Here is a 26,679-nt window from a genome sequence, read left to right as displayed (position 1 = left end):
TCCACCCACCCACGGGAGGGGACAGCCCGCAGGACGGAGTCCGGAGGGCTGTCACCGCACCCGAAAAACCACGCCCGCCGCAGGCGCAACGGCGACAAACCACCACGGCGGGACAGTCAAAGACGCGGCCCAGGCAAAGCGCAGCGGACGGCGGGGCAGCCGAAAACGGCGCGCAACCAAGCCGGCCCAGGCAAAGCGCAGCGTCAGGCCTTCTCCAAGTGGAGGAGGCGGCGTTCGACCACGGCCTTGCGGGTGGCGTACAGGGTGATCCCGGCGGCGCCTACCATCGCGGCCAGGCCGAGGAGGACGGTGCCGTCCCAGCCGGCGGCGTGGAAGGCCGCGGCGCCGAGCGCGCCGCCCAGGCTGCTGCCGACGTAGTACGCGCACTGGTAGAGGGCCGACGCCTGGGCGCGGGCCGTCTTGGCGGTGCGGCTGACCGACGACGAGGCGACCGCGTGACCGGCGAAGAAGCCGGCGGTGATCAGGACCAGACCGGCCAGGACCGCGACGACGGACTGGGCGAGGGTGAGGAGCAGACCCGCGGACGTCGCGCCGACCGCCAGGTAGAGCGCGCCGCGCCGGCCCATCCGGCCGACCAGCGTGCCCGCCGCGGCCGACGAGGCCGTACCGACCAGGTAGACGATGAAGATCGAACCGACGATGCCCTGCGGGAGGTTGAACGGCGCGGCGACCAGGCGGTAGCCGATGACGGTGTAGACCGCGCCGAAGACCGTCATGAAGAGCGCGCCGATGCCGTACAGACGCCGCAGCAGCGGGTCGGCGAGGTGGCCGCCGAGGGCGCGTGCCAGCACCCGGGGGCCGACCGAACGGGACGCGAAGTGACGGGCCTTGGGCACCAGCAGCCGGAAGGCCACCGCGCACACCACGGCCAGCAGTCCCACCGCACCGAGCGCGGCCCGCCAGCCCCAGGCCTGGGCCACCCAGCCGGTGACGATCCGTCCGGACATCCCGCCGATGCTGTTGCCCGCCACGAACAGGCCGATGGCAGCCACCAGCGCCTTTGCGCGTACCTCTTCGGCCAGGAAGGCCATCGCCGAGGCCGGCAGCCCGGCCAGCGCCACGCCCTGGACGGCGCGCAGCGCGATCAGCCAGCCGAGCGACGGTGCGAACGGCACCAGCATCGCGATCAGCGCGGCGACGGAGAGGGACGCGGTCATCATGGTGCGCCGGCCGAAGCGTTCGGAGACCGCGCTCAGCGGGATCACGCCGAGCGCCAGGCCGAGGGTGGCCGCCGACACCGTCCAGCTGGCCTGATCCGGCGTCACCCCGAGGTCCCCGGAGATGGCGGGCAGCAGGGCCTGCGTGGAGTAGAGGAGCGCGAAGGTGGCGACTCCGGCGGCGAAGAGGGCGAAGCTCATCCGGCGGTAGCCGGGGCCGCCCGGGTGCAGCTTGCCGGACTCGGGGTCGACGGCAGCGGCGGTGGAAGAGGTGTCTGTGGACGACTTGGGAGAGGCGGCCGCACGGTCGGTGACGGACGCCCCGGTATCAGCGGGAGGCATGCTTCGAAGGTAGGCCCAGGTTTTTCATGCGTCCAATGCATGGAAACGGCATAATCAATGCTGTGACACATGATCCCAGTTCACGGGCGGCTCTGTCGCAACCTCGCAACAGAAAAGACATGCCGGAACAGAGTGCCTCCCTGAACGCCCGCCCGGCCGACAGGGGAGAGGCGGTGGAGCTGGGCGTCGGCTCGTGGGCGTCCACGCTCGCGCCGCGCCTCGCCCAGTTCACCGCCGTCGCGCGGTACGAGCATGTCACCCGCGCCGCACAGGAGCTCGGGATGCCGCAGCCGACCCTCAGCCGCGCCATCGTCCGGCTGGAGGACGACCTCGGCATCGCCCTCTTCGCCCGACACGGCCGTACCCTCTCGCTCACCCCGGCCGGACGTGCCTTTCTCGCCGCCACCGAACGCGCGTTGACCGATCTGGAGCGCGCCACCGAGTCGGTACGCGCCGACGCCGACCCCGGCGCCGGCAAGGTCGCCTTCGGCTTTCTGCACACCCTCGGCTCCGAGACCGTCCCCGGCCTGATCCGCACGTTCCGCGCCGACCACCCCCGCGTCCGCTTCCAGCTCGTGCAGAACTACGGCGAGGCGATGATCGAGCGGCTGCGCGCCGGTGACCTCGACCTCTGTCTGACCTCGCCGGTCCCGGACTACCCGGACCTGGTCGCCCGCCGGCTCGACGAGCAGAAGCTCCGGCTCGTCGTCCCCGACGACCATCCGCTGGCCCGCCGCAAGCGGATCCGGCTCGCGGAGGCCGCCACCGAACTGTTCGTCACCCTCGAACCGGGCTACGGGCTGCGCCGGATCACCGACGCGCTGTGCGCGGAGGCGGGGTTCACGCCGCGGGTCGCGTTCGAGGGGGAGGAGGCCGAGACGCTGCGCGGTCTGGTCGCGGCCGGACTGGGCGTGGCGCTGCTGCCGCCGCCGGCCGTGCCGCGGCCCGGGGTCGCCGAGCTGACCGTGACGGCGCCGCGCGCGGTCCGGGAGATCGGCGTGGCCTGGCTGGACGGCCATGCGGACACACCGCCGGTAGCCGCGTTCAAGAAGTTCCTGCTGAGCCGGCGGGGGTTGCTGCTGCCGCGGTGAGGGTGCGGGCGACGGTGCCCTCAGTGCCGTAACGACGCTCCGAAGCCCGAAGCCAGCGGCATCCTCAGGCCCAGCGGCGGCGGCGCTGCCAGGGCGTCCTTCACCGGGCGGGAGAAGTCCCGTGCGAACAGCGAGCCGAGCATGAAGTCGGACGCCAGCGCCAGGACTTCGGCGCGGTGCTGGTGCATCGAGTGGCCGTCGGAGTGCACCTCGAAGCGGCAGATGTCGCGGTTGACCTTCTTGGCGCGCTGGGCGTAGCGGTAGGAGAGGTCGGGGTCGTTGCGCTCGTCGTTGGTGCCGTGCACCAGCAGGACCTGGCGGCCGATGAGCTGCTTCACCGGCTCGGGCTCCTCGGGGTCCGGGCCGGGGCCGGGGAGCCACGGGGCCAGCGCCAGCACGGAGTTGACGGCCGGATGCCCGGCGGCGTGCAGGGCGGCGCGGGCACCCATGCCCGTACCGACGAGGCAGACCGGCACATCGCCGTAGCGGCGCACCACCTCGTCCAGGGCCCAGGTCGCGTCCCGCGCCGGATGGGCCGCCGCGCCGTTCCAGCCGCGGCAGCGGTAGTGCAGCACATGCGCGGCCAGGCCCTCGGGGCGGCCCGCCTTCGCCAGCCGGACCGCGAGCGGGCGGGCGGCCAGCGCCGGGAGGGGGGATGGGCGCCGGACCCCCGTCGGCCCGCCCTCCGGCAGTAAGAGCGCGACGCCGCTCACCGTCTTCTCCGCCCTGGTTGTTCCCAGCGGTCTTCCCAGCCGGGCCTCACGCACCGGCAGCGCTTGCTGAGCCATGACGAGAACGATGGCAGAAGGTGGGGTGCGCGCCACCCTGTGGACGGGTCACTGTTACGTATCGTTCGGTGAGATCTACGCGCGTAGGGGCTAGAGTGCCGAAATGACGAGCGAGACCACCAACCTTCCGACCAGTGAACAGATCCGCCGTGCCCCCAAGGTGCTCCTCCACGATCACCTTGACGGCGGCCTCCGCCCCGGCACCATCGTCGACCTCGCCCGCGAGTCGGGATTCGAGGGACTCCCCGAAACCGACCCCGAAAAGCTCGGGATCTGGTTCCGCGAGGCCGCCGATTCCGGGTCGTTGGAGCGCTACCTGGAGACCTTCGCGCACACCTGCGCCGTCATGCAGACCAAGGAAGCCCTCCTGCGGGTCGCCGCCGAGTGCGCCGAGGACCTGGCAGCCGACGGCGTGGTCTACGCCGAGGTCAGGTATGCGCCCGAGCAGCACCTGGAGCAGGGGCTGACCCTCGAAGAGGTCGTCGAGGCCGTCAACGAGGGCTTCCGCGAGGGTGAGCGCCGGGCCCACGCCAACGGCCACCGCATCCGCGTCGGCGCCCTGCTGACCGCCATGCGGCATGCCGCCCGCGCCCTGGAGATCGCCGAACTCGCCAACCGCTACCGCGACTTCGGCGTCGTCGGCTTCGACATCGCGGGTGCCGAGGCCGGCTTCCCGCCCACCCGCCACCTCGACGCGTTCGAGTACCTCAAGCGGGAGAACAACCACTTCACCATCCACGCCGGTGAGGCCTTCGGTCTGCCCTCCATCTGGCAGGCGCTCCAGTGGTGCGGCGCCGACCGCCTCGGCCACGGCGTCCGGATCATCGACGACATCGAGGTCGCCGAGGACGGCTCGGTCAAGCTCGGCCGGCTCGCCTCGTACGTGCGGGACAAGCGCATCCCGCTGGAGATGTGCCCCACCTCCAACCTCCAGACCGGCGCCGCCACGTCCTACGCGGAGCACCCCATCGGTTTGCTGCGCCGCCTGCAGTTCCGGCTCACGGTCAACACCGACAACCGGCTGATGAGCGGTACGAACATGTCCCGGGAATTCGAGCACCTGGTCAAGACATTCCGGTACACGCTCGATGACATGCAGTGGTTCACTGTCAATGCGATGAAATCGGCGTTCATTCCTTTCGACGAACGTCTGGCCATGATCAATGACGTGATCAAGCCCGGATATGCGGAGCTGCGCGCCGAGTGGCTGTTCCGTCACGCGGGCGCAACACCCGCTGTCATCAGGCGTTCTGACGCTGAGTAAGCGATCTCGCGGGGTTTAGCAAAACGGTCGGTGGATTGTCCACCGGCCGTTTTTCTTCGGCCGTGGCTGATTGCGGCGACGGGGGCCGCATCACTAGGTTTTCGAGTCGGTAAAACCCCCATCACGAGGACGTATTTCGATGAAGCAGGGAACCATTAAGACCCTCGGTGCCGTCGCGCTCGGTGCCGCCTTCGCCGCCACCGCCGCGGGCACCGCCGCCGCTGCCCCGGCGCTCGACGGAGCCGACGCCACCGGCGTGGTGAACAGCCTGCCCGGTCAGGCCACCAAGGCCCTGAGCGGGGCCACCAACAAGGCCAAGCCGGCGACCGGTCCCGTCAAGGTCACGCCGAAGACGAAGGGCAACCAGCTGCTCGGCGGCCTGCCGCCCGTCACCACCCTCCCCGTCGGCGGAATCGGCTGAGCTGTCCGTCCCCCAGGGAACGGACACTTGACCGTGCCCCGGTCGTACGCCGCATCGCGTACGGCCGGGGCGCTGTCATGTCCGTGCACGACGTCCGCGCGCCGGGCCGCGACGCGGGGCTCGGCTACCAGGCGGCGGCGTGGCTGTCCTTCTCGGAGGGGAGGAGTATCCACAGCGCCAGGTAGAGGAGGAACTGCGGGCCCGGCAGCAGGCACGAGAGCACGAAGATCACGCGCATGGTCGTCGGGGTCGTACCGAAGCGACGGGCCAGGCCCGCGCACACTCCGGCGATCATTCGGTTGTTGCGAGGGCGGACCAGTGCGGCGGCCATGAGGACGACTCCTTTTCGACTCTGTGGGGCGTTTGCCCCGATGTCTCAAAGGTAGGTCCGGAAGCCGGAGAGAACGTCAGCCTGCGGGGTTAGTTCGACCCTGGGGATCTTCGGGGTCGCATCCCCGAGATGCTCGTACCGGCGGCGTAGCCGGGACCGGCACCTAGGTACGACGGCCAGGTGGGCCACCGCCACCCCGACGGTGTTGAGCAGCACCGTGTCGACGTCCGGGACCTGGCCCGGCACCCCGGTCTGCAGCAGCTCGACGGCCAGCGCGATCATCGCGCCGGCGAAGACCGTGCGGGCCAGGGACGCCACCGGGGAGGCGTACAGCCGCCCGGCCGACATGGGGAGCAGTATCCCGAGAGGCGCCAGCAGCAGCACCGGGCCGCTCAGGCTCGTCACGGCCTCCCACGGGCCGCGCGCCAGCTCGGCGCTGATCGACGCCAGCGGCTCAAGGTTCGGCGCGGGCACCCATGGGACCGTACGGGGCCGCAGCATCAGCCAGCCGACGATCATCAGATGCGCCACAAGGAGGAGAAGTCCGGTGGCGCGCAAACGGAGGGCGGCGGTGCCGCCGGGACCATGACGCTGCACAAAGGCCAGGACGCCGGTAGCGGGGGCCGCGGTTCCGCCCTGTTGCGCCCGTCTTGGCCGGATGGCTTCCGGCGCCTTTCCGGCCCTGATCCACCGGCCAGACCCTGGCCGAGAAAGTCCTCTGTCCCTGGACTTGCTCGGCTAGCCCTTCCGGGACAGCGGATCGCCCCAGCCCGCGTTCTGCGCGATGTCCGGGTTGGCCAGCACATCGGCGGAGCAGTCGTAGTGCTGCGGCACGTCGTCGCCGGGGCCGCCCAGCACCGCCGATGGGGGTCCCGCCGCCCCGTTCAGGGGAGTACGGCCCAGCGCCGGGTCCGCGCCGTACGAGCAGACCAGCTGCGCCAGCGCGAAGGACGGCAGATCGTCCGGCCGGATGCTCAGCCGCAGCGCGTCCGCCGGATCGCCCTTACGGGGACCTTCGACCGTGAGGTCCTCGGGCACCGCGCTGCTGAACCCGGCCTCGTCCTCGGTCGGCGAGGGCTGCTTCTGCAGCTCGGTCAGCAGCGTACGGGCGGCCTTCAGGCGCGCGGCGGCCGGTACGCCCTTGGGCGGGGACACGGTCCGCTCCACCTGGGCGAGCGTCGAACTGCACACGAGATAGACGGTGACCCGCACGCGATCGGGGGCCGTCGGTGCCGCATCGCCGGCGGGGACCTTGCAGCTCACCCGCGACGGCGCGCCGCCGGCGTCGACCGGGACGGAGGTGCCCCGGATGCCGCAGCCCGCGGCGGCCAGCGCGAGGGCCGCGACGGCGGCGGTGCGCTGCCACGTACGGGCGGACCTCCGGGCCGGTTCCGTGCCCGGGGCGCGGACGCCGCCCCGGGTGGGAACGCACCAGCTGAAACCGGTCCGCGTCATCGGTCGTCCTCCGTGCCTTCGTCGGCCGCGCGGGACGCGCCGCCGCGCTCCTGCGGGGCACCGCCGTCCCGCCGGCTGCCGCCGTCGTCCGCCAGGCGGGACGCGTCCATCGGCAGCCGCAGGGTGAACACCGCGCCGCCCTCGGGCAGGTTGGCCGCGGTGATCTCGCCGCCGTGGATATGCGCGTTCTCCAGCGCGATCGACAGGCCGAGACCGCTGCCCTCCGACCGCGGCCGGGAGGCGCTCGCCTTATAGAAGCGGTCGAAGACATGCGGCAGGACCTCCTCCGGGATACCGGGGCCGTGGTCCCGTACCCGGATCACCAGATCGCCGCCCCCGGCCCGGCCCGCGTCCCGGGCCGGCTGCCCGGCGTCCGGCCGCTCCGGCTCACGCCCACCGGCGGACGCCTCCGCGGCCCCGCCGCCCGCTCCGTCGCCCGGCGCGCCCTCGGTCCGTACGGACACCCGTACCGGCGAGCCGCCGTGCTTCAGCGCGTTCCCGATCAGATTCGCCAGGATCACATCGAGCCGCCGCGGGTCCAGGAGGGCCACGATGCCGCGGTCCGCGTCCAGATGCACCGCGTCCAGCCAGGCCCGCGCGTCGATACAGGCGGTCACCTGGTCCGCGACATCGACATCGTCCAGCACCAGGCGCGCCGTCCCCGCGTCGAAGCGGGTGACCTCCATCAGGTTCTCCACGAGGTCGTTCAGCCGCCGGGTCTCGCTGACCACCAGCTGCACGGCGGGCGCGATCATCGGGTCGAGGGACTCGGACTCCTCCTCCAGCACCTCCGAGACCGCGGTGATCGCCGTCAGCGGCGTCCGCAGCTCGTGCGACATGTCGGCGACGAACCGCCGGGACGACGCCTCGCGCGCGCTCAGCTCCTCGACGCGCTGTTCCAGCCGCTCCGCCGTACGGTTGAACGTCCGGGACAGGTCGGCGAGTTCGTCCGTGCCGGTCACCCGCAGCCGGGTGTCGAGGCGGCCCTCGCCGAGCTGCCGCGCCGCGTGCCCGAGCCGCTGGACGGGCCGCAGCACGGTCGTCGCGGCGGCCTGCGCCAGCAGCGCCGAGCCGACCAGCGCGAGCGCCGTCGCGATCCCCAACGACCAGGCCAGCGAGTTGAGGTCCTGCCGCTCGGCGGCCAGCGACTTCATCATGTAGCCGGTCGGGCCGCCGCCGATCACCTTCGCCCCGGCGACGAGATAGGGGACGTCCCCGAACTCCTCGCGCTGCCAGTACAGATGGTGCGGATAGCGGTTCGACTCGTCGACCTTGCGCACCTCGTTGACCGCGGCACGCAGCGACTTGGGCACCGTCTTGAGGGTCAGCAGGTCCTTGTTCGTGGTCGCCGCACAGTCCTTGCCCTCGCGGTCCACGCCGATCAGCAGCACCGTGTAGTTCTGCGGCCCGCCCGCCATCTGCCGTGCGGCGTCCTGGAGTTCGGCGCACCGAGGCCGCTGCGGCAGCGAACGGGTGCTGTCCTCCAGTGACTTGCGGAAGTCCTTGAGCACCGAGTTCTGGGTGCGGTCCAGGACGGTGTTGCGGTTGAGCCAGTACGCGATGCCGGACGCGGAGACCGCCGCCGTCAGCGCGACCAGCGCGAAGACGACGACCAGCCGCAGCCGCAGGCTGGTCCAGCGCAGCAGCCCGGAGGTGCGGCGCAACAGCCGCATCAGCAGCCGGGGCTTGCCACCGCCGCCTGCCTCGGCGGCGTCACCCCGGCCGTCGGCCGCCCTGCCGTCGGTCGTCCCGCCGTCGGCCGCCCTGTCATCGGCAGTCCTGTCATCGGTCGTACGGCCCGAGGAACGTTCCGTCACTGCGGGGAGTCCAGCCGGTAGCCGACGCCGCGGACCGTACGGATCAGGGTCGGCGAGGACGGTACGTCCTCCACCTTCGCGCGCAGCCGCTGCACACAGGCGTCCACCAGGCGCGAGTCGCCGAGATAGTCGTGCTCCCACACCAGCCGCAGCAACTGCTGCCGGGACAGCGCCTGTCCGGGCCGGCGGCTCAGCTCCAGCAGCAGCCGCAGCTCGGTGGGCGTCAGCTGCAGGTCCTCGCCGTTCTTCGTGACCGTCATCGCCGACCGGTCGATCACCAGAGAGCCGAAGGTCGCCGAGTCGTTGGACTCGCGTTCCCCACGGCGCAGCACCGCCCTGATCCGGGCGTCCAGCACCCGCCCCTGGACCGGCTTGACGACATAGTCGTCCGCGCCCGACTCCAGACCCACCACGACGTCGATGTCGTCGTTGCGCGCGGTGAGCAGGATGATGGGCAGTTGGTCCGTACGCCTGATCCGCCGGCACACCTCGAAACCGTCGATGCCCGGCAGCATCACATCCAGCACGATCAGGTCCGGGCGCTGCTCACGCAGCAGCTTCAGGCCGTCCTCGCCCGTCGCCGCGGTCACCACACGGTGACCTTGGCGCGACAGCGAGAGTTCGAGGGCCGTGCGGATGGCGTCGTCGTCCTCGATCAGCAACAGGAAAGGCACGTCCGCCATTCTGGCCCATGGGATGCCAGGACATCGACCAGTGGTGCCCTCCTATACAAGGCGCGCACCCGCGAGGCCCTCGTGTCGCACTCCGCCGGGCCCTGTGACAGGCCTGTGACAGTCGGCGGACAACGCGATGAAACTGGGTTGGCAGTCTTTTGGGCACCGGGAGAGATCAACGCCCGGCGACACACCGAACGAGCTGGCTCAACCGACGGGGGGCGCGAGATGAACACACTGCACGGCACCACCACCAGCGCAGTTATCACGCGTCTCCATGACGTCGGCCGTGCCTGCGAGAAGTCCGGTGCGGATGGGGGTACCTCCCTGCTCGAGCGGAGCCGAGAGCTTGGGGGAGGACGGGGGTGCGCTCGCGGCACCGGGCGTCTGCGTCCGCCTTTCATGGTGGCCGTCGACGCGACGGTGGGGGGAAACAGCGGGGCCCACGGGGGAAACACGGGCCACGGGGGAAAAAACGGGGAGAACCCCCGGGAACGGCAGTACAGGGAGGGCACGGGGGAACGGCGCTCCGCGTCGGAGGCGGCCGAGGCCGAAGCGGCCTTCACCGCCTACGTCCAGGAGCGCCGGGCCTCCCTGTACGCCACCGCCTACCACCTGACCGGTGACCGCTTCGAGGCCGAGGACCTGCTGCAGAGCGCGCTGTTCTCGACCTTCCGGGCATGGGACCGGATCAGCGACAAGGCGGCGCTGGGCGGCTATCTGCGGCGCACGATGACGAATCTGCACATCAGCGCCTGGCGCCGGCGCAAGCTCAACGAATACCCGACCGAGGAACTGCCGGAGACCGCCGGCGACGTGGACGCGATGCGCGGCACCGAACTGCGCGCCGTGCTCTGGCAGGCGCTGGCCCGGCTGCCCGAGACGCAGCGCACGATGCTGGTGCTGCGCTACTACGAGGGCCGTACGGACCCGGAGATCGCGGACATCCTCAACATCAGTGTCGGCACGGTGAAGTCGAGCATCTGGCGCGCCCTGCGCCGGCTGCGCGAGGACGAGGTCCTCAGCTTCGGACGTGACGAGGAAGAGTCCTTCGGCGAGCTGGTGGCCTGAGGACAGGGGGAAATACCCGAGGGGACGGGGATACGGGGGAACCGGCGGAGCTGGGGGGCTCCACGAAGCCGGGCGTATCGGGGGACACGGGGGAAGTACGGGGGAGGGGGAAGTAGGGGGAGCACGGGGGAACGAAGCGGGTTCGGACGGCCGGGGGGTCTGTCCGAGCCCGCTTCTTCGTGCTGCCACGGCATCCCTTGCCGGCGCCGGATCCAGGGCCGGATTCAGGAACGTACGGATTCAGGAACGTACGGTCTCGCCGAGAGCGTCGTCCCCCAAGCTCTCGACGTCGCTCGAACAGGGAGGTACCCCCATCCGCGCGGCCGATATGCGCGCCAGTGCCTCCGGCTTGGCGCACGGGTGCGCGCCCAGCGCGCTGTGGCGGGCGACGACCGACCGCTCGGCGCGCAGTAGCCGCAGTCCGCGACGCACCAGATACGGCGGCGACTTGCGGGCCTCGCGCAGATCCCGGATCAGCCGCCGGCGGAAGGTCGTGGTGGGGCGCCCGCGCAGACACAGCGCGTCGGCCAGCAGCCCCGCGGCGCGGCAGTCCGCTATGACATCGGCCGCGAAGATGCCCTCCGCGATGAACAGCGGGGCGTCGCCGATGTCGAGCCCGGCTTCGCCGACGCGGGCGCTGACGGAGATGTCGTACACCGGGACGGAGGTTCGTCCCGTACGGCACAGCGACTCGATCGCGGCGAGTGCGGCACCGGCGTCCCAGGAGAGCGGGGAGTCCCAGTCGGCGCCGCCGCCGTCCGGCAGCTGCGGCAGCGTCGGGTCCGTGCCCTCCTTGTAGAAGTCGTCGAGGTTGAGGACGGGCAGGCCGGTCAGGGCGGCCAGGGACGTCTTGCCGGAGCCGGAGGGGCCGGTCAACAGGACGACGCGGATGGGGGCAGCTCCCTGCGCATGGGGGTCCCCCCGCTCGGGCGAAGCCGAGGGTGCGGGAGGAGCCGAGAGCTTGGGGGAGGACTGCCGGGCAGGGCGCTGGGAGGTCACGGGTACCCATTGTCGGGCATTGGGCCGTGCGGGCTACCCCTGGCGTAGGAGGTGGATCGCCCGCCATGCCCTCAACTACGCTTCGCAGTCAAGCGATTACATACAGGTAGGTGGCACATGGTCTCTCACGTACGTCCCAAGCCCAGCCGCATCCCGCGCACTCTGCTGCGCGCCGGCCTGGCGGTCTCCGCGGTCGGCGCGGCGCTGGCGGCGGGCGGTACGGCATCGGCGGGCGCGGCGACCGCTCCCGTGCCCACGGCCGCCCCCGACCAGGGCGCCGGCGGCACCGTGTCCGCGCTGACCGGCGTCGTGCGGAAGTCCGTCGACGGCGCCCCCGGCGCGGTCAGGGGAATGCAGCTCAACCCGCTGGCCAACACCCCGGTCGACCCGCTGAACAACGATGTGGGCACCGAGATCGCCGACTTCAAGTCCGTGAGCACCAAGACGCTGACCGGCCCCGTGTCGCGGGGCGCGACCGTGGGGGACCTGCCGGTGGTGGGCTCGGCCACGAAGCTGATGCCGGGGTGACACTCCGGGAGCTCGGACAGCGGTGCGGGGCCCCATCCGTAAAGGTGGGGCCCCGCACTGTCGGGTCGTAGCCGCCGGAAAGGCGACAGAAGTCCGCTAAACGCCCATCGGGTGCCAGACCGTCTTCGTCTCCAGGAAAGAGAACAGACGCTCGGTACCCGGGTCGGCGGTCCAGTCGGCCGTCCCCGGGCGCAGTACGCGCTTGAGGTTGTCGGCCGCGGCCGTCTCCAGGGACTTCGCCAACTCGGCGTCGGCGCCCGCGAGATCGATCGCGTTGACGTCCTGATGGGCGGCGAGCGGAGCCGCGAGCTCCGCGGTGCGGCCCGAGAGGATGTTGACCACACCGCCCGGAACGTCGGACGTGGCGAGCACCTCGGCCAGGGACAGCGCGGGCAGCGGGGCGTTCTCCGACGTCACCACGACCACCGTGTTGCCGGTGGCGATGGCCGGTGCGATGACCGACACCAGGCCGAGGAACGACGACTCCTGGGGGGCCAGGACGGCGACCACACCGGTCGGTTCGGGGGAGGAGAGGTTGAAGTACGGGCCCGCGACCGGGTTGGCTGAGCCGGCGATCTGGGCGACCTTGTCGGTCCAGCCCGCGTACCAGACCCAGCGGTCGATGGCGGTGTCCACCTGGGCGGCGGCCTTCGGCTTCGACAGCCCCTCGGCGGCCGCGACCTCCGCCACGAACTGGTCACGGCGGCCCTCCAGCATCTCGGCGACGCGGTAGAGGACCTGGCCGCGGTTGTAGGCCGTGGCGCCCGACCAGCCGCCGAACGCCTTGCGCGCGGCGACGACCGCATCGCGGGCGTCCTTGCGGGAGGACAGCGGCGCATTGGCGAGCCACTCGCCCTTGGAGTCGGTCACCTCGTACACCCGCCCGCTCTCGGACCGGGGGAACTTCCCCCCGACGTACAGCTTGTAGGTCTTCAGCACACTCAGGCGATCAGACATTGAGGTACGCCTCCAGACCGTGGCGGCCGCCCTCGCGGCCGAAGCCCGACTCCTTGTAGCCGCCGAAGGGCGAGGCCGGGTCGAACTTGTTGAACGTGTTGGACCAGATGACGCCCGCACGGAGCTTGTTCGCCATCCAGAGCATCCGCGAGCCCTTCTCCGTCCAGATGCCGGCGGACAGGCCGTACGGGGTGTTGTTGGCCTTCTCCACGGCCTCGGCCGGAGTGCGGAAGGTCAGTACGGACAGCACCGGGCCGAAGATCTCCTCGCGGGCGATGCGGTGCGCCTGGGTGACACCGGTGAACAGCGTCGGCGCGAACCAGTAGCCGGAGGTGGGGAGTTCGCAGGCCGGCGCCCAGCGCTCGGCGCCCTCGGCCTCGCCCGCCTCGACCAGCGCGGTGATACGGGCCAGCTGCTCGGCGGAGTTGATGGCGCCGATGTCGGTGTTCTTGTCGAGCGGGTCGCCGACCCGGAGCGTGCGCATCCGGCGCTTGAGGGAGTCGAGGAGTTCCTCGGCGACGGACTCCTGGACCAGGAGGCGGGAGCCCGCGCAGCAGACATGCCCCTGGTTGAAGAAGATGCCGTTGACGATGCCCTCGACGGCCTGGTCGATCGGGGCGTCGTCGAAGACGATGTTCGCCGCCTTGCCGCCCAGTTCGAGGGTGACCTTCTTGTCGGTGCCGGCGACCGTACGGGCGATGGCCTTGCCGACCTCGGTGGAGCCGGTGAAGGCGACCTTGTCGATGCCGGGGTGCGCGACCAGCTCGGCGCCCGTGGAGCCGTCGCCGGTAAGGATGTTGACGACGCCCTTGGGGAGGCCCGCCTGGCGGCAGATGTCCGCGAAGAAGAGGGCGGAGAGCGGGGTCGTCTCGGCGGGCTTGAGGACGACGGTGTTGCCGGTGGCCAGCGCCGGGGCGATCTTCCACGCCAGCATGAGGAGCGGGAAGTTCCACGGGATGACCTGGCCCGCGACGCCCAGGGGGCGCGGGTTCGGGCCGTAGCCGGCGTGGTCGAGCTTGTCGGCCCAGCCCGCGTAGTAGAAGAAGTACGCGGCGACCAGCGGCAGGTCGGCGTCCCGGGACTCGCGGATCGGCTTGCCGTTGTCCAGCGACTCCAGGACGGCCAGCTCGCGCGAGCGCTCCTGGATGATCCGGGCGATCCGGAAGAGGTACTTGGCGCGCTCGGCGCCGGGCAGCGCGGACCACTTCTCGAAGGCCTTACGGGCGGCCTTCACGGCGCGGTCGACGTCCTCCGCGCTCCCCTGGGCCACCTCGGAGAGGACTTCCTCGGACGACGGGGAGACGGTCTTGAAGACCTTGCCGTCGGAGGCCGGAGCGAACTCGCCGTCGATGAACAGGCCGTAGGACGGGGCGATGTCGACGACCGAGCGGGACTCGGGTGCGGGTGCGTATTCGAAGGTCATGGGTGCCTCAGTCCACCGTGACGTAGTCGGGGCCGGAGTACCGGCCGGTGCTGAGCTTCTGGCGCTGCATCAGCAGATCGTTCAGGAGGCTGGAGGCGCCGAAGCGGAACCAGTCGGGGGTCAGCCAGCGCTCGTCCAGCGTCTCGTTGATCATGACCAGGTACTTGACGGCGTCCTTGGTCGTACGGATGCCGCCGGCCGGCTTCACGCCGACCTGCACGCCGGTGGCCTCGTGGAAGTCCCGTACGGCCTCCAGCATCAGCAGCGTGACGGGCGGGGTGGCGTTGACGGCGACCTTGCCGGTCGAGGTCTTGATGAAGTCGGCGCCGGCGAGCATCGCGAGCCAGGAGACCCGGCGGACGTTGTCGTACGTCTGGAGCTCACCGGTCTCGAAGATGACCTTGAGGTGCGCGGCGCTGCCATCGGGACGGGCGCACGCCTCCTTCACGGCCTTGATCTCCTCGAAGACCGCCATGTAGCGGCCGGAGAGGAAGGCGCCCCGGTCGATCACCATGTCGATCTCGTCGGCGCCGGCCGCGACCGCGTCACGGGTGTCGGCGAGCTTGACCGGCAGCGCGGCGCGGCCCGCCGGGAAGGCGGTGGCGACGGAGGCGACATGGATGTCCGGAGCGCCGCCGTTGAGCAGGGCCTCCTTGGCCGTCGCGACCATGTCGGGGTAGACGCAGATCGCTGCGACCTTGGGGGCGGTGCGGTCGGTGGGGTCCGGGTGGATGCCCTTGGCGCACAGCGCCCGGACCTTGCCCGGGGTATCCGCGCCTTCGAGGGTCGTCAGGTCGATCATCGAGATGGCGAGATCGATGGCATACGCCTTCGCCGTCGTCTTGATCGAGCGGGTGCCGAGGGTGGCGGCGCGGGCCTGCAGGCCGACCGCGTCGACCCCCGGGAGGCCGTGGAGGAAGCGGCGCAGCGCACCGTCGTCGGCGGTCACGTCCGCCATTGACGCCAGACGCCCCGCGGCTTCCTTGCCGTATGCGGGAACAGTGATGGGCATGGTCACGAGGGGAGCATATCTACGCGCGTAGCGCAATGTCATCCCCCCTGGACGTCCGAATCCGGCCGGGGGAAGCCGGTTCGTGCTGGTGGCGGGCCGCCTCGCAGGGCCGGTGGCGGCCTCGCCACGCCGTTCGAAAGATGCCGTAACGCAATGTCCGGCATGCGGACGGTCAGGCAGAATCGGCGGCATGACGAGCCCCGAACGGTCCACCCCGCCACAGACGCAGAACGCGGAGCGCAGCTACCGCTCGCCCGCGGCCCTCGCCGGCGGCGTGCTGCTGCTCGTGCTCGCGCTCTGGCTCGGCGGTGACGCGGTGCTGCAGGGCGACGCGCACACCAAGCTCACGGCGTTGTTCGCGCTGCTTCTGCTCGTGCCGCTGGTGGTCGCCTTCACCCTGCGGCCGACGGTCAGGGCCGGCGAGGACCGGCTGGTGGTGCGCAATCCGTTCCGTACGATCACGCTGCCCTGGGGCGCGGTGGAGAACCTGCGGGCGTCGTTCTCCGCCGAGGTGTTCACCAGCGGCGGGAAGTACCAGATGTGGGCGGTGCCGGTCTCCCTGCGGCAGCGCAAGAAGGCCAACCGGCGGGCGGAGCGCGGCGCGAAGGCGTCCGCACGGGGCGGCTTCGGCCTCGGGGCCTCCGACGCGGGCCCGGCGCCGCGCGCGACGGTCGATCAGACCATGGACGAACTGCGTGAGATGAAGGAACGGGCCGGCCAGAGCGAGAGTGCCCAGGGCGAGCCGACGGTGCGCTGGGCGTACGAGATCATCGCGCCGTGCGTGGCGGGGGCGATCGGCCTGGCGGTGCTGCTGGCGCTGTAGGGGGCCGCTGGGGGTGCCGTCGGGGCGGACCGCCTCGACGGTGGCGCGCGGTCGGTGCCCGTGGTCTGCGGTTGATCAGGTGACGGCACGGCCGAGGTAGGCGGCCAGGCGGTCAAGGGCTGTCGCGTCGTCGAGAAGGGGCCGGGGTGTCGCGAAGGAGCCGCCCGCTGTGCGGGGCAGGCTGCCGTAGATCTCGCGTACCGCCGGGAGTGCCGACTCGGCGAGGTCCGGCACGAGGTCGCGAGGGTGTCCGATCGCCGTGGCCAGGTCCCAGCCGTGCACCAGCATCTCGATGACCAGCTGCTCGACGAGACGCCGGCCCGGGGCCGGACCGTACCGCTGGTCGAGCATTCCGGGGCGGCGGAAGGCGTCCAGCGCGCTGTGCGCGGCGGCGCGGAACGCCTCGACGTGGTCCTCGCCGAGGTGGTCGACGGTGACGTCGGAGCGCGGGGCGCCGTTGGCGAGGCCGGCCCACAGTAGGTTCTCCCAGACCAGGTGGTTGAGCAGGGCGCGAACGTCCCAATCAGCGCAGGGCGTCGACCGGTCGAACATGCTTGGGGTGACGGCGGAGACGAGGCCGCCCACAGCGCGCAGCACGCGCTCGCAGCCGTCGAGCAGGCCTTCCGGTTCCCAGGCGTCGGCTCCGGCGTCGTACAGTGCGCCGAGCTCCTTGGCGCGCGCCCCGGGTTCGGGGTTGGTACGCAGCGCCGTCATCAGCCAGTCGCCGGCCGCTTTCGAACTCGCCCGCACGGGTTGGCCATTGATGATGCACAACAGCTGCCAGTACCGCTCGACGCGCACGTCGGAAGCGACTTCGAGCTGTTCCAGCAGCAGGCGCCGGGCCGCTGCGTCGTCGGTGCGCACCTCGTCACGGGTGTGTGCCTGCGTCGGGAGCCAGGACGCGACGATGGCTGCGACGACGGGGTCGGCTGCCGGTGAGTCGGGAACGATCCCCTCCCGTATCGCCGTGTTCACCCGCTCCATCCAGTCGTCGGCGACCTGCTGTACGGCCCGGAGCGCGGCGTCGTCGTGTTCGCCGGGGGCGTGCTCGGCGGCGTACTCCGCCATGCGGCGCATCCCGGAGCGCAGAGCGGGGTCGACCACCAGCTCGCTCAGTTCGATCCAGGCGTCGACCTGCTCGTCCGTGGGGTGGTCGGGAAGCTCCGGGGTGGCGGCCAGCAGGCCGCGGCGGTAGGTCGGTACGTCCAGGTCTCCGAGGGTGTCCGTCACGAACTCGTGGATGAGGGTGCGGCGTTCGGCGGCGGTCAGGCGGGCCGTTCGGTTCACGAAGGCGAGTCCTTCTGCAGTGGTTCCGCGGCGGGTGACGGAGCGCAGGACCGCCTGCTGCGAGCGCAGCGTACGGATCTGTGCCTCCAGCGCGTCGACGTGGGCCGCGGCCACCTCCGCCAAGGTGTGCTCGCGGTCGAGTACGTCACGGATCGCCGGGAGGCCGAGCCCGAGGTCCCGCAGGGTCCGTGCCAGCTCCAGACGGGCTACGGATCCCGCGTCGTAGCGGCGGTACCCGGAGGCCGTCCGCCGGGCCGGCGGCACGACCCCCATGTCCGACCAGTGCCGGACGAGCTTCACCGGCAGCCCCGTCTTCCGCGCGACCTCTCCGATGCCCCACAACTGCGTGTCGTCGACGTGCATGCGGCCCACTTTCGGATCTCCCATGGTGGGAGAGTCAAGCGTGGGTCCGCAATGCCGTCTGCCTACGCAGGCCCGGCGTGCCGACGCGTGCAAGAACCCTGCCTTGCCGCTGGCGAACCCTCCGCGCACTGCAAGCGCCCACCCCCGAGGGGGTGGGCGCTTGCAGTGCCGCGGTTTCCGGTGCGGGCGGGTGTCAGATCCCCGCCGCCCCCGACAGATCCGCTTTGATGGCCGTCAGCGCTGCGTCCGCCTGCCTGCGGGCCTCCGGCAGGGACCGGGCCGAGGACACCGGGACCACGACCTCCAGGTAGCACTTGAGCTTGGGCTCGGTGCCGCTGGGACGGACCACGACCCGGCCGGCCTCCACCCCCGACTCCGGCGAACCGGACAGGTAGTAGCGCAGCCCGTCGGTCGGCGGCAGCGTCTCCGTGCCCTGGTTCAGGTCGTCGGAGCTGCTCACGGCCAGGCCCGCGAGCGCCGTCGGCGGCTGCTCGCGCAGCCTGCGCATGGCGTCGGCGATCAGCGACAGGTCCTCGACGCGCACCGAGAGCTGGTCGGTGGCGTGCAGGCCGAATTCCAGCGCGAGGTCGTCGAGCAGGTCGGTGAGGGTGCGGCCGGCCTGCTTCAGCTCTGCCGCCAGCTCGGTGATCAGCAGGGCGGCGGTGATGCCGTCCTTGTCGCGGACGCCCTCCGGGTCGACGCAGTAGCCCAGCGCCTCCTCGAAGGCGTACCGCAGACCGTCCACCCGGGCCAGCCACTTGAAGCCGGTCAGCGTCTCCTCGTAGGGCAGCGAGGAGGCGGCGGCGATACGGGACATGAGCTGGGAGGAGACGATCGTGGTCGCGAAGGTTCCCGTCGCCTGCTTGCTGACCAGGTGCGCGGCGAGCAGCGCGCCGACCTCGTCGCCGCGCAGCATCCGCCAGCCGTCCTGCGTGCCGGGGGCGGGGACGGCGACGGCGCAGCGGTCGGCGTCGGGGTCGTTGGCGATGATGATGTCCGGGCCCACGGACCGGGCGGTGGCGAACGAAAGGTCCATCGCACCGGGCTCTTCCGGGTTGGGGAAGGCGACCGTCGGGAAGTCCGGGTCCGGCTCGGCCTGCTCCGCGACGACCGTCGGGGCGGGGAAGCCGGCCCGCGCGAAGGCGGCGACGAGGGTTTCCCGGCCGACGCCGTGCAGGGGCGTGTAGACGACCTGCGTGTCACGGGGGGAGCCCGGGGTCAGCACGGCGTCCGTACGCGCCAGGTAGGCCGACAGGACCTCGTCGTCGAGGGTCTCCCAGCCGGACTCCGGCCGCGGTACGTCGTCCAGCGAGGCGATCGCCGCGATCTCGGCGGCGATCTCGCCGTCCGCGGGCGGCACGATCTGCGAACCGTCGCCGAGGTAGACCTTGTAGCCGTTGTCGCGCGGCGGGTTGTGGCTGGCGGTGACCTCGACGCCGGCCACCGCGCCCAGGTGCCTTATCGCGAAGGCCAGTACGGGGGTGGGCAGCGGGCGGGGCAGCACGGCGGCCCGCAGCCCCGCGCCGACCATCACGGCCGCGGTGTCCCGCGCGAACTCGGCGCTCTTGTGGCGCGCGTCGTAGCCGACGACGACGAGTCCCGCGCCGTCGCCCTTGGACTTCAGATACGCGGCGAGGCCGGCCGCCGCACGGATGACCACCGAGCGGTTCATCCGCATCGGGCCCGCGCCCAGCTCGCCGCGCAGCCCGGCGGTGCCGAACTGGAGGGTGCCGGCGAACCGGGCGGCCAGCTCGGCGCTGATGTCGGCGTTGTCGGCGCCTTCGATGAGCTTGGACAGCTCGTCCCGGGTCTCCGGGTCGGGGTCCTCGGCCAGCCATGCCTCGGCCCGGTTGGTCAGCTCCGCGGGATCGGTAGCCACGTGATGCTCCTGACGGTGGATGCGGGTGGGGGCGCGCTCGGCTGCGCGGCACGCCTGCCCGGTGCGCCTACGAGGTGCGGTTACCCCGTGCGCGCGGATTTCGTGCGGTCGAACCGGCCAATGCCACTCGACGGCGGGAGGCCGGCCCGGCGGGTGTCGCGCACCCGCCGCCGGCCGCCATGACCCATCGGACAGGCCTTAGAGCTTGCCGAGCACCTGGGCGAGCAGGCTGCCCATCTGGGTCGCGGAGTCGCGGCCGGCCTGGAGCACCTCTTCGTGGTTGAGCGGCTCGCCCGTCATGCCGGCGGCGAGGTTCGTCACCAGCGACAGGCCGAGCACCTCGGCGCCGGCCTCGCGTGCCGCGATGGCCTCCAGGACGGTGGACATACCGACCAGGTCCGCGCCCAGGGTCCGGATCATCTTGATCTCGGCGGGGGTCTCGTAGTGCGGGCCGGGGAACTGGGCGTAGACGCCCTCCTCCAGGCTCGCGTCGACCTCCTTGCACAGCGCGCGCAGCCGCGGCGAGTACAGATCCGTCAGGTCGACGAAGTTCGCGCCGACGATCGGGGAGGTCGCGGTGAGGTTGAGGTGGTCGCTGATGAGGACCGGCTGGCCGGGGCGCATGCCCTCGCGCAGACCGCCGCACCCGTTGGTGAGGACGATGGTCTTGCAGCCGGCGGCGACGGCGGTACGGACGCCGTGCGCGACGGCGGCGACGCCGCGGCCCTCGTAGTAGTGCGTACGGCCCAGGAAGACCAGCGCACGCTTCTCGCCGACCTTGTACGAGCGGATCTTGCCGCCGTGTCCTGCGACGGCCGGGGGCGGGAAGCCGGGCAGCTCGGTGACCGGGAATTCATGCTCGGGGGCGCCCAGAGCCTCGGCGGCCGGAGCCCAGCCGGAGCCCATGACCAGGGCGACGTCGTGGGTCTCGGCGCCGGTGAGCTCGCGCAGGCGCGCGGCGGCGGCGTCGGCGGCGCCCTGCGGGTCGCTCGCGATGTCCGGGGTAACAGATGCGTTCACGCGGACGAGCGTAGCCGCTAAAAGCCTACGCGCGTAGATGTCAGTGCCCACGGTGCTCGGATCGTTGTCTTGTGCCTTCCGACGAATCTCCGCCCGGGCGCGTCGCGCCACCCGTACGGAGCACGGGGCCGGCCGGGCGCACCCCCCTTGTCGGGGACCCGGCGTCAGCAGGGCCGCTTGCGGAGTTCCATCACATAGTCGTGCGGCGCGCCCGCCGACTCCGCGGCGTCCGCGAGCTCGCCCAGGTAGCGGGCGGACGGCAGACCGCCCTCGTAGCCGTTGAGGACATAGACCCAGGCCGCCTCGTCACCGTCGAGCGTGTGCACCCGCACCCGCATCCGGCGGTAGACGTCCAGGCCCACGCCCTCCCAGCGGTCCATGGACTCCTCATCCATGGGCGCGATGTCGTAGAGCGCGACGAAAACCTGGGAGCGGGGGGCCTCGACGATCGTCGCCAGGGCGCCCTCCCACCCCATCTGCTCGCCGCCGAAGGTGAGCCGCCAGCCGTTGAGCCAGCCCGTGCCGCGCAGCGGCGAGTGCGGTGCGCGGCGGGACATCAGCCGCGCGTCGAGGTTGCCGGCGTACGCGGCGTAGAGCGACATGGTTCCGAGGGTACGGGAGGTTATCGGGTGGGCCCGTGGTACGGGCGGTTCGCAGCGCGGGGCCGACGGGCGCGCCAACGGGCTCCGCAGGGACACGAAGCGGCCCCCGAAGCGAACGACGTACGGACGTGCGGGACAATGGGGTACGTGACTCGGATCGTGATCATCGGTGGCGGACCCGGCGGATACGAGGCGGCCCTGGTGGGCGCCTCTCTCGGCGCGGAGGTGACCGTCGTCGACTGCGACGGTCTGGGCGGGGCGTCGGTGCTCACCGACTGCGTGCCGTCGAAGACTCTTATCGCGACGGCCGAGGTGATGACGACCTTCGACTCCTCGTACGAGGAGCTGGGCATCATCGTCGAGGACGACACGCCGCACATCGACCGCCCCGCGCGTGTCGTCGGCGTGGACCTCGGCAAGGTCAACCGACGCGTCAAGCGCCTCGCGCTCGCCCAGTCGCATGACATCACCGCCTCCGTCACGCGGGCCGGTGCCCGGGTGACCCGCGGCCGCGGCCGGCTGGAGCCGGGCCAGTCGCCGGACGGCTCGCGCCGGGTGACGGTGACCGCCGCCGACGGCTCCGAGGAGACGCTGGTCGCGGACGCGGTGCTGATCGCCACCGGCGCGCACCCCCGTGAGATCCCGGACGCGCTGCCGGACGGCGAGCGGATCCTGAACTGGACGCAGGTCTACGACCTGAACGAGCTCCCCGAGGAGCTCATCGTGGTCGGCTCCGGCGTCACCGGCGCCGAGTTCGCCGGTGCCTACCAGGCGCTCGGCTCCCGCGTCACCCTCGTCTCGTCCCGCGACCGGGTGCTGCCCGGCGAGGACCCGGACGCCGCCGCCGTCCTGGAGGACGTCTTCCGGCGCCGCGGTATGAACGTCATGGCCCGCTCCCGCGCCTCTGCGGTCAAGCGCGTCGGCGACCGCGTCGAGGTGACTCTCGCGGACGGCCGGACGATCTCCGGTACGCACTGCCTGGTGGCCGTCGGCTCCATCCCGAACAGCGCGGGCATCGGCCTGGAAGAGGCCGGCGTCAAGCTCAAGGACTCCGGCCACATCTGGACCGACAAGGTCTCCCGCACCACCGCCCCCGGCGTGTACGCGGCCGGCGACTGCACCGGCGTCTTCGCGCTGGCGTCCGTCGCCGCGATGCAGGGCCGGATCGCGATGTACCACTTCCTCGGCGACGCGGTCGCGCCGCTGAACCTCAAGACCGTCTCCGCGAACGTCTTCACCGACCCGGAGATCGCCACCGTCGGCTACTCGCAGGCCGATGTCGACAGCGGCAAGATCGACGCCCGGGTGGTGAAGCTGCCGCTGCTGCGCAACCCGCGCGCCAAGATGCAGGGCATCCGCGACGGCTTCGTGAAGCTCTTCTGCCGCCCCGGTACGGGCATCGTCGTCGGCGGTGTGGTGGTCTCGCCGCGTGCCAGCGAGCTGATCCACCCCATCTCGATCGCGGTCGACAACAACCTGACCGTCGAGCAGATCGCCAGCGCCTTCACGGTCTACCCGTCGCTCTCCGGCTCGATCGCCGAGGTCGCGCGCCAGCTGCACACGCGCAAGGCGGCGAACGAGTAGCCACGGGCCGCGGTGGCACGGCCAGACGACGGACAGGCCGGCGGGAATGTTTGTGCCCCTACTGAGCAATTGGGATGAAACGTTCCCCCAAGGCCGGAAGTCCGCCCGGACCCCCGAGGGGCGGTTTCGAACGGCTCTCTGGAGGTACTGACCAGGGGGCGAGCGGACTACGTCGGCCGTGAGTTCGACATATGCGCGATGCATACCACGTCACGCTGCGCGGCGTGAACAACTTCCGTTAATTGGTGCAACCTGCTGAAAACAGACGGTCGTTGGCGTTACTGTCAGTTTCGTGTTCGCTGCAGAACGTCGCCAATTGATCCTTGAAATGGTGCGCGCCAACGGAGCGGTATCGCTCCGGGAGCTCGCCCGCGTTGTCCAGACCTCCGAAGTGACCGTACGGCGGGACGTGCGGGCGCTGGAGGCGGAAGGGCTGCTCGACCGCCGGCACGGCGGTGCGGTCTTGCCGGGAGGCTTTACCCGGGAGTCCGGATTCCCGCAGAAATCCCATCTAGCGACCGCGGAGAAGACGGCCATCGCCGATCTCGCGGCGAGCTTCGTCGAAGAGGGCGAGGCCATTGTCGTCGGCGCGGGAACGACCACCCAGGAGCTGGCCCGCCGGCTCGCCCGCGTCCCCGGCCTGACCGTCGTCACCAACTCCCTGCTGGTCGCACAGGCGTTGGCCCATGCCAACCGCGTCGAGGTCGTGATGACCGGCGGCACTCTGCGCGGATCCAACTACGCGCTGGTCGGCAGCGGTGCCGAACAGTCCCTCCAGGGCCTGCGGGTGTCCCGCGCCTTCCTCTCGGGCAGCGGCCTGACCGCCGAGCGCGGGCTGTCCACCTCCAACATGCTCTCCGCCAGCGTCGACCGGGCGCTGGTGCAGGCGGCGGGGGAGGTGGTGGTGCTCGCCGACCACACCAAGCTCGGCTCCGACACGATGTTCCAGACGGTGCCGACGGATGTGATCACCCGGCTCGTCACGGACGAGCCGCCGGGCCATGACGACCGGGCCGCGACGGAGTTGCAGGCCCTGGCCGACCAGGGTGTGCAGATCGCCGTCGCCGGCGGACCGGGCGCAGGGCAGGGCTCGGGCCAACTGGGCGCGGAGAGCGCGGCGGACCGCCGGGGCCCCCGGCGGGATGTGCCGCTGCCGGGCCAGCGGCGCAACCACCCGCCGGGTGGCGCAGGTTCGGCGCCACAGCTGCGCCCGGCCGCCACCTTGTCGGAGGCGCCGGGCGGCCGGGTCGCCGATCTGGCGCCGCGGAGACGCTGAGGGGGCAGGGCGCTGTTAGGGCCTGTCCGGCCCTGAGCCGTCGGACAGGCCCTAGAAGGCCTCGGTAGCCCTAACGGTCCGCCTTGAGCCCGCTCAGGGTCAGTGTCAGCAGCCGGTCGGCCAGTTCCGGATCGTCCGGGGACTCCTCGGCGGCCAGGGCGATGCCGTTCGTCAGCTGCATCAGATCGCCGATGCTCACATCGCGGCGTACCGCCCCGGCCTCCTGGGCGCGGGTCAGCAGTGCGGCGCCGGCCTCGCGCATCGGGACGCTGCACCGCGCCATCCCCGAGCTGTCGTCCACCGACGCCGCCATCAGCGCGCGCGACAGGCCGCGGTAGGTGGTGGCATGCGTGATGATCGCGCGCAGCCAGTCGACCAGCGCATGGCACGGCTGCGGCGCGTCGGCCAGCTCCCTGGCGTGCGTCAGCAGCGCGTCCACCTCCCCCTGGAAGACCGCGCCCATCAGGGCCGTGCGGTGGGGGAAGTGCCGGTAGAGGGTGCCGATGCCGACGCCGGCGCGGCGGGCGATGTCCTCCAGTGAGGTGTCCGTGCCGTGCTCCGTGAAGGCCGTACGGGCCTCCGTCAGCAGCCGCTCGTAGTTGCGGCGGGCATCGGCCCGCATGGGACGTACGGCGTGCCCCTGCGCGCCCGCCGGCGCGTGCCCCACCGAGCCCTGCCCCGCGTGCCGCTGTCCTGCCGTCTCGGTCGCCATCGCCGTCCTCCCTCGACCCGGCCGGTCCCGGTCCGGTGGGTCCAGGATGCCATTGCGCAAGCGGAGCATCCCTCCGGAATCTTCGTGTGCCCTCCCCGCCGCCGCGCCGGGTGGACGATGGACGGACGGCGGATGAAGGCCCGGCATCTCCTGGTGGGCGCGTACCCGAACACCTCGCTGCGGCCGCAACGCCCGTCCCCCAAGAGCCATCAAACCTGGCGCAAAGAGGTCTTCCGGGGCTGATCCGGAAGGCGCCGGTACACGTCGTGGGAATCCCGCCGTGCGGACACGTCGTGGGGAATCTGGGGAAACGTCATGGGATTGACCAGCCGGTCGCTGTTGTACGCCATGGCCGCGGTCGCCGTGGTCTGTGTGGGGCTCACCCTCTGGCTGTGGCCACGGTTCGCCGGGCGCGGGCCACGGGCCCTGCTGGGCCGGCTCGGCTCGATCGTCGCCACCCAGCTGACCATCGTCGCCGCGCTCGGTCTCGCGGTGAACACCAACTTCCAGTTCTACGCCTCCTGGCACGAGCTGCTGGGCCTGTACGACGACGCCCCGGAAGCCCTCGGCAAATGGGGCGACGGGGGTACGGCCGGGCCCGCAGGGGACCCGTCCAAGGGCCTCATACAGGCATCGGGCCCGGAGGGCCTGGACAAGGTGCACGGGCTGCCGAAGGGACCGCCCGAGATGGCGGGCAAGGTCGAGACCGTACGGATCGTCGGCAAGCGGACCCGGGCCGTGGACCCCGCGTACGTCTATCTGCCGCCGCAGTACTTCCAGCCGCAGTACGCCCGCCAGCGGTTCCCCGTCATCGTCGCGCTCAGCGGCTACCCGGGTGGGACGTTCCTGCTCGGGCAGCATCTGCGGCTGCCGCAGACGGCCGCCCAGCTGATCCGCAGCGGCCGGATGCAGCCCACCGTCATCGTGATGCTGCGGCCCACCATCGCGCCGCCGCGCGACACCCAGTGCGTCGACGTCCCGGGCGGGCCGCAGGCCGAGACGTTCTTCGCACGCGATGTGCCGGACGCGCTGAAGTCGCACTACCGCGTCGGCCACGACCCGGGCGGCTGGGGCGTACTGGGCTACTCCTCCGGCGGCAGCTGCGCCCTCCAGCTGGCCATGCGGCACGACCGGACGTACACCTCGGCGGCGGCCCTCTCACCCGAGTACCGGGTCACCAACGACCCCACGACCGGCAATCTCTTCGGCGACGGCAAGGACCGGATACGCCGCCGCCAGGAGCACGATCTGATGTGGCGGCTGAAGCATCTGCCCACGCCGCAGGTGAACGTCCTGATCGGCACCAGCCGCTCGGGCGAGAAGAACTATCCGGCGGCCAAGGCGTTCCTGGCCGCGGTCAGGGCACCGATGAAGGCCGATGCGATCGTCCTCGACCACGGCAGCCACAACTTCGCCACCTGGCGACGCGAATTGCCCGCCGCGCTCCAGTGGATGAGCAAGTCGCTGACCTTTCCGGAGGATGTGGTGGGGAACTCCTAGGGTCTGTCCGATGGGGCGCATACGCGAGGGCGCCCGGCGGTGATCCGCCGGGCGCCCTCGCGTGGTGCGCAACGCTCTCGCGCGTCAGTCCTTGATCTCGCAGATCACGGCGCCGGACGTGAGGGCCGCGCCGACCTCGGCGGTCAGGCCCTTGATGGTGCCGGTGCGGTGCGCGTTGAGCGGCTGTTCCATCTTCATCGCCTCCAGGACGACGACGAGCTCGCCCTCGACGACCTGCTGGCCCTCCTCGACCGCGACCTTGACGATGGTGCCCTGCATCGG

The 26,679-nt window shown here is 71.5% G+C and carries 27 protein-coding genes; 10 read left to right on the top strand and 17 right to left on the bottom strand.

The features are described 5' to 3' along the window. Positions 1–203: 203 nt before the first annotated feature. Positions 204–1,520 carry an MFS transporter gene (locus AB0I10_RS33565; RefSeq protein ID WP_363156464.1) on the bottom strand — a complete coding sequence of 439 codons (1,317 nt, stop codon included), beginning with the start codon at positions 1,518–1,520 and terminating at the stop codon, positions 204–206. Positions 1,521–1,639: 119 nt separating this feature from the next. Here AB0I10_RS33565 and AB0I10_RS33560 point away from each other — a divergent pair, with 119 nt between their 5' ends. Next, positions 1,640–2,611 (top strand): LysR substrate-binding domain-containing protein, encoded by a 972-nt coding sequence (locus AB0I10_RS33560; RefSeq protein ID WP_363156463.1) that lies wholly within the window; start codon positions 1,640–1,642, stop codon positions 2,609–2,611. 20 nt (positions 2,612–2,631) lie between these two features. Here AB0I10_RS33560 and AB0I10_RS33555 read toward each other — a convergent pair whose 3' ends face one another. After that, on the bottom strand, positions 2,632–3,399 hold the full coding sequence (locus AB0I10_RS33555; protein ID WP_363156462.1) for an alpha/beta hydrolase: 768 nt from the start codon (positions 3,397–3,399) through the stop codon (positions 2,632–2,634). A 103-nt stretch (positions 3,400–3,502) separates the two neighbouring features. Here AB0I10_RS33555 and AB0I10_RS33550 point away from each other — a divergent pair, with 103 nt between their 5' ends. Both AB0I10_RS33550 and AB0I10_RS33545 read left to right on the top strand, forming a co-directional pair. After that, the gene (locus tag AB0I10_RS33550) at positions 3,503–4,663 is read left to right on the top strand and encodes an adenosine deaminase (protein ID WP_363156461.1); all 1,161 of its coding nucleotides are present in this window, start codon (positions 3,503–3,505) and stop codon (positions 4,661–4,663) included. Between the two features lie 139 nt (positions 4,664–4,802). Continuing rightward, on the top strand, positions 4,803–5,084 hold the full coding sequence (locus tag AB0I10_RS33545; protein ID WP_363156459.1) for a hypothetical protein: 282 nt from the start codon (positions 4,803–4,805) through the stop codon (positions 5,082–5,084). A gap of 124 nt (positions 5,085–5,208) precedes the next feature. Here the strand turns inward: AB0I10_RS33545 and AB0I10_RS33540 are convergent, their stop codons facing one another. The 5 genes from AB0I10_RS33540 to afsQ1 form a co-directional block, all read right to left on the bottom strand. Beyond that, positions 5,209–5,415 (bottom strand): PspC domain-containing protein, encoded by a 207-nt coding sequence (locus AB0I10_RS33540; protein ID WP_363156458.1) that lies wholly within the window; start codon positions 5,413–5,415, stop codon positions 5,209–5,211. A gap of 45 nt (positions 5,416–5,460) precedes the next feature. Continuing rightward, positions 5,461–6,012 carry a VanZ family protein gene (locus tag AB0I10_RS33535; RefSeq protein ID WP_363156457.1) on the bottom strand — a complete coding sequence of 184 codons (552 nt, stop codon included), beginning with the start codon at positions 6,010–6,012 and terminating at the stop codon, positions 5,461–5,463. Between the two features lie 141 nt (positions 6,013–6,153). Beyond that, positions 6,154–6,870 (bottom strand): hypothetical protein, encoded by a 717-nt coding sequence (locus AB0I10_RS33530; protein ID WP_363156456.1) that lies wholly within the window; start codon positions 6,868–6,870, stop codon positions 6,154–6,156. After that, complete coding sequence (locus AB0I10_RS33525; RefSeq protein WP_363156468.1) at positions 6,867–8,543, bottom strand: ATP-binding protein; 1,677 nt, start codon at positions 8,541–8,543, stop codon at positions 6,867–6,869. Before AB0I10_RS33525 ends, AB0I10_RS33530 begins: the two co-directional genes overlap by 4 nt. Before the next feature lie 140 nt (positions 8,544–8,683). Continuing rightward, entirely contained in the window at positions 8,684–9,361 is a 678-nt protein-coding gene (afsQ1, locus tag AB0I10_RS33520; RefSeq protein ID WP_181924064.1) for a two-component system response regulator AfsQ1, read from the bottom strand. Between the two features lie 228 nt (positions 9,362–9,589). Here afsQ1 and AB0I10_RS33515 point away from each other — a divergent pair, with 228 nt between their 5' ends. Continuing rightward, positions 9,590–10,432 (top strand): SigE family RNA polymerase sigma factor, encoded by an 843-nt coding sequence (locus AB0I10_RS33515; RefSeq protein WP_363156455.1) that lies wholly within the window; start codon positions 9,590–9,592, stop codon positions 10,430–10,432. A gap of 240 nt (positions 10,433–10,672) precedes the next feature. Here the strand turns inward: AB0I10_RS33515 and AB0I10_RS33510 are convergent, their stop codons facing one another. Then, positions 10,673–11,323, bottom strand: a complete 651-nt coding sequence (locus tag AB0I10_RS33510; RefSeq protein ID WP_363156467.1) for an ATP-binding protein — start codon at positions 11,321–11,323, stop codon at positions 10,673–10,675. 225 nt (positions 11,324–11,548) lie between these two features. On the opposite strand from AB0I10_RS33510, the gene AB0I10_RS33505 reads away from it, so the two are divergent. Then, on the top strand, positions 11,549–11,959 hold the full coding sequence (locus AB0I10_RS33505) for a hypothetical protein (protein ID WP_363156454.1): 411 nt from the start codon (positions 11,549–11,551) through the stop codon (positions 11,957–11,959). Positions 11,960–12,055: 96 nt separating this feature from the next. Here AB0I10_RS33505 and AB0I10_RS33500 read toward each other — a convergent pair whose 3' ends face one another. The 3 genes from AB0I10_RS33500 to deoC are packed head-to-tail and all read right to left on the bottom strand — an operon-like array spanning position 12,056 to position 15,351. After that, positions 12,056–12,916, bottom strand: coding sequence for an aldehyde dehydrogenase family protein (locus tag AB0I10_RS33500; RefSeq protein ID WP_363156453.1), 861 nt, complete (start codon positions 12,914–12,916; stop codon positions 12,056–12,058). Beyond that, positions 12,909–14,339: an aldehyde dehydrogenase family protein gene (locus AB0I10_RS33495; RefSeq protein WP_363156452.1), complete on the bottom strand. Its 1,431-nt coding sequence runs from the start codon at positions 14,337–14,339 to the stop codon at positions 12,909–12,911. The genes AB0I10_RS33500 and AB0I10_RS33495 overlap by 8 nt, the downstream gene beginning before the upstream one ends. Before the next feature lie 7 nt (positions 14,340–14,346). After that, the gene (gene deoC / locus AB0I10_RS33490) at positions 14,347–15,351 is read right to left on the bottom strand and encodes a deoxyribose-phosphate aldolase (RefSeq protein WP_363156466.1); all 1,005 of its coding nucleotides are present in this window, start codon (positions 15,349–15,351) and stop codon (positions 14,347–14,349) included. Between the two features lie 190 nt (positions 15,352–15,541). Here deoC and AB0I10_RS33485 point away from each other — a divergent pair, with 190 nt between their 5' ends. After that, positions 15,542–16,174 carry a PH domain-containing protein gene (locus tag AB0I10_RS33485; RefSeq protein WP_363156451.1) on the top strand — a complete coding sequence of 211 codons (633 nt, stop codon included), beginning with the start codon at positions 15,542–15,544 and terminating at the stop codon, positions 16,172–16,174. Positions 16,175–16,249: 75 nt separating this feature from the next. Here AB0I10_RS33485 and AB0I10_RS33480 read toward each other — a convergent pair whose 3' ends face one another. From AB0I10_RS33480 to AB0I10_RS33465, 4 genes are all read right to left on the bottom strand, one after another. Then, the gene (locus AB0I10_RS33480) at positions 16,250–17,824 is read right to left on the bottom strand and encodes a TIGR03086 family metal-binding protein (RefSeq protein ID WP_363156450.1); all 1,575 of its coding nucleotides are present in this window, start codon (positions 17,822–17,824) and stop codon (positions 16,250–16,252) included. Between the two features lie 193 nt (positions 17,825–18,017). Beyond that, the gene (locus AB0I10_RS33475) at positions 18,018–19,703 is read right to left on the bottom strand and encodes a phospho-sugar mutase (protein ID WP_363156449.1); all 1,686 of its coding nucleotides are present in this window, start codon (positions 19,701–19,703) and stop codon (positions 18,018–18,020) included. Between the two features lie 198 nt (positions 19,704–19,901). Then, positions 19,902–20,723 (bottom strand): purine-nucleoside phosphorylase, encoded by an 822-nt coding sequence (locus tag AB0I10_RS33470; RefSeq protein ID WP_363156448.1) that lies wholly within the window; start codon positions 20,721–20,723, stop codon positions 19,902–19,904. Between the two features lie 164 nt (positions 20,724–20,887). Beyond that, positions 20,888–21,325, bottom strand: a complete 438-nt coding sequence (locus AB0I10_RS33465) for a gamma-glutamylcyclotransferase (RefSeq protein WP_363156447.1) — start codon at positions 21,323–21,325, stop codon at positions 20,888–20,890. A 138-nt stretch (positions 21,326–21,463) separates the two neighbouring features. Here AB0I10_RS33465 and AB0I10_RS33460 point away from each other — a divergent pair, with 138 nt between their 5' ends. Together AB0I10_RS33460 and AB0I10_RS33455 are read left to right on the top strand one after the other, a co-directional pair. Then, positions 21,464–22,909: an NAD(P)H-quinone dehydrogenase gene (locus tag AB0I10_RS33460; protein ID WP_363156446.1), complete on the top strand. Its 1,446-nt coding sequence runs from the start codon at positions 21,464–21,466 to the stop codon at positions 22,907–22,909. 292 nt (positions 22,910–23,201) lie between these two features. Further along, entirely contained in the window at positions 23,202–24,185 is a 984-nt protein-coding gene (locus AB0I10_RS33455; protein WP_363156445.1) for a DeoR/GlpR family DNA-binding transcription regulator, read from the top strand. Between the two features lie 70 nt (positions 24,186–24,255). On the opposite strand, the gene AB0I10_RS33450 is transcribed toward AB0I10_RS33455, so the two are convergent. Next, on the bottom strand, positions 24,256–24,807 hold the full coding sequence (locus AB0I10_RS33450) for a helix-turn-helix domain-containing protein (protein WP_363156465.1): 552 nt from the start codon (positions 24,805–24,807) through the stop codon (positions 24,256–24,258). Between the two features lie 207 nt (positions 24,808–25,014). Here AB0I10_RS33450 and AB0I10_RS33445 point away from each other — a divergent pair, with 207 nt between their 5' ends. Together AB0I10_RS33445 and AB0I10_RS33440 are read left to right on the top strand one after the other, a co-directional pair. Then, positions 25,015–25,140, top strand: a complete 126-nt coding sequence (locus AB0I10_RS33445; protein WP_363156444.1) for a hypothetical protein — start codon at positions 25,015–25,017, stop codon at positions 25,138–25,140. Positions 25,141–25,212: 72 nt separating this feature from the next. After that, complete coding sequence (locus AB0I10_RS33440; protein WP_363156443.1) at positions 25,213–26,397, top strand: alpha/beta hydrolase-fold protein; 1,185 nt, start codon at positions 25,213–25,215, stop codon at positions 26,395–26,397. An 84-nt stretch (positions 26,398–26,481) separates the two neighbouring features. Here AB0I10_RS33440 and AB0I10_RS33435 read toward each other — a convergent pair. Then, on the bottom strand, positions 26,482–26,679 hold a 198-nt coding region (locus AB0I10_RS33435; RefSeq protein ID WP_363156442.1), incomplete at its 5' end, for a biotin/lipoyl-containing protein.

This window comes from Streptomyces sp. NPDC050636 (genome assembly GCF_040654775.1).
GTDB lineage: Bacteria > Actinomycetota > Actinomycetes > Streptomycetales > Streptomycetaceae > Streptomyces.
Note: the sequence above shows the minus strand (reverse complement) of the source record. Positions and strands in the feature narration are given on the sequence as shown.

Coding starts and splice junctions, on each gene's coding strand:
- AB0I10_RS33565 (WP_363156464.1), bottom strand. CDS start 1,520: ATGCCTCCCGCTGATACCGGGGCGTCCGTCACCGACCGTGCGGCCGCC.
- AB0I10_RS33560 (WP_363156463.1), top strand. CDS start 1,640: ATGCCGGAACAGAGTGCCTCCCTGAACGCCCGCCCGGCCGACAGGGGA.
- AB0I10_RS33555 (WP_363156462.1), bottom strand. CDS start 3,399: ATGGCTCAGCAAGCGCTGCCGGTGCGTGAGGCCCGGCTGGGAAGACCG.
- AB0I10_RS33550 (WP_363156461.1), top strand. CDS start 3,503: ATGACGAGCGAGACCACCAACCTTCCGACCAGTGAACAGATCCGCCGT.
- AB0I10_RS33545 (WP_363156459.1), top strand. CDS start 4,803: ATGAAGCAGGGAACCATTAAGACCCTCGGTGCCGTCGCGCTCGGTGCC.
- AB0I10_RS33540 (WP_363156458.1), bottom strand. CDS start 5,415: ATGGCCGCCGCACTGGTCCGCCCTCGCAACAACCGAATGATCGCCGGA.
- AB0I10_RS33530 (WP_363156456.1), bottom strand. CDS start 6,870: ATGACGCGGACCGGTTTCAGCTGGTGCGTTCCCACCCGGGGCGGCGTC.
- AB0I10_RS33525 (WP_363156468.1), bottom strand. CDS start 8,543: ATGCGGCTGTTGCGCCGCACCTCCGGGCTGCTGCGCTGGACCAGCCTG.
- AB0I10_RS33515 (WP_363156455.1), top strand. CDS start 9,590: ATGAACACACTGCACGGCACCACCACCAGCGCAGTTATCACGCGTCTC.
- AB0I10_RS33505 (WP_363156454.1), top strand. CDS start 11,549: ATGGTCTCTCACGTACGTCCCAAGCCCAGCCGCATCCCGCGCACTCTG.
- AB0I10_RS33500 (WP_363156453.1), bottom strand. CDS start 12,916: ATGTCTGATCGCCTGAGTGTGCTGAAGACCTACAAGCTGTACGTCGGG.
- AB0I10_RS33495 (WP_363156452.1), bottom strand. CDS start 14,339: ATGACCTTCGAATACGCACCCGCACCCGAGTCCCGCTCGGTCGTCGAC.
- deoC (WP_363156466.1), bottom strand. CDS start 15,351: ATGCCCATCACTGTTCCCGCATACGGCAAGGAAGCCGCGGGGCGTCTG.
- AB0I10_RS33485 (WP_363156451.1), top strand. CDS start 15,542: ATGACGAGCCCCGAACGGTCCACCCCGCCACAGACGCAGAACGCGGAG.
- AB0I10_RS33480 (WP_363156450.1), bottom strand. CDS start 17,824: ATGCACGTCGACGACACGCAGTTGTGGGGCATCGGAGAGGTCGCGCGG.
- AB0I10_RS33465 (WP_363156447.1), bottom strand. CDS start 21,325: ATGTCGCTCTACGCCGCGTACGCCGGCAACCTCGACGCGCGGCTGATG.
- AB0I10_RS33460 (WP_363156446.1), top strand. CDS start 21,464: ATGGGGTACGTGACTCGGATCGTGATCATCGGTGGCGGACCCGGCGGA.
- AB0I10_RS33450 (WP_363156465.1), bottom strand. CDS start 24,807: ATGCGGGCCGATGCCCGCCGCAACTACGAGCGGCTGCTGACGGAGGCC.
- AB0I10_RS33445 (WP_363156444.1), top strand. CDS start 25,015: ATGGACGGACGGCGGATGAAGGCCCGGCATCTCCTGGTGGGCGCGTAC.
- AB0I10_RS33440 (WP_363156443.1), top strand. CDS start 25,213: ATGGGATTGACCAGCCGGTCGCTGTTGTACGCCATGGCCGCGGTCGCC.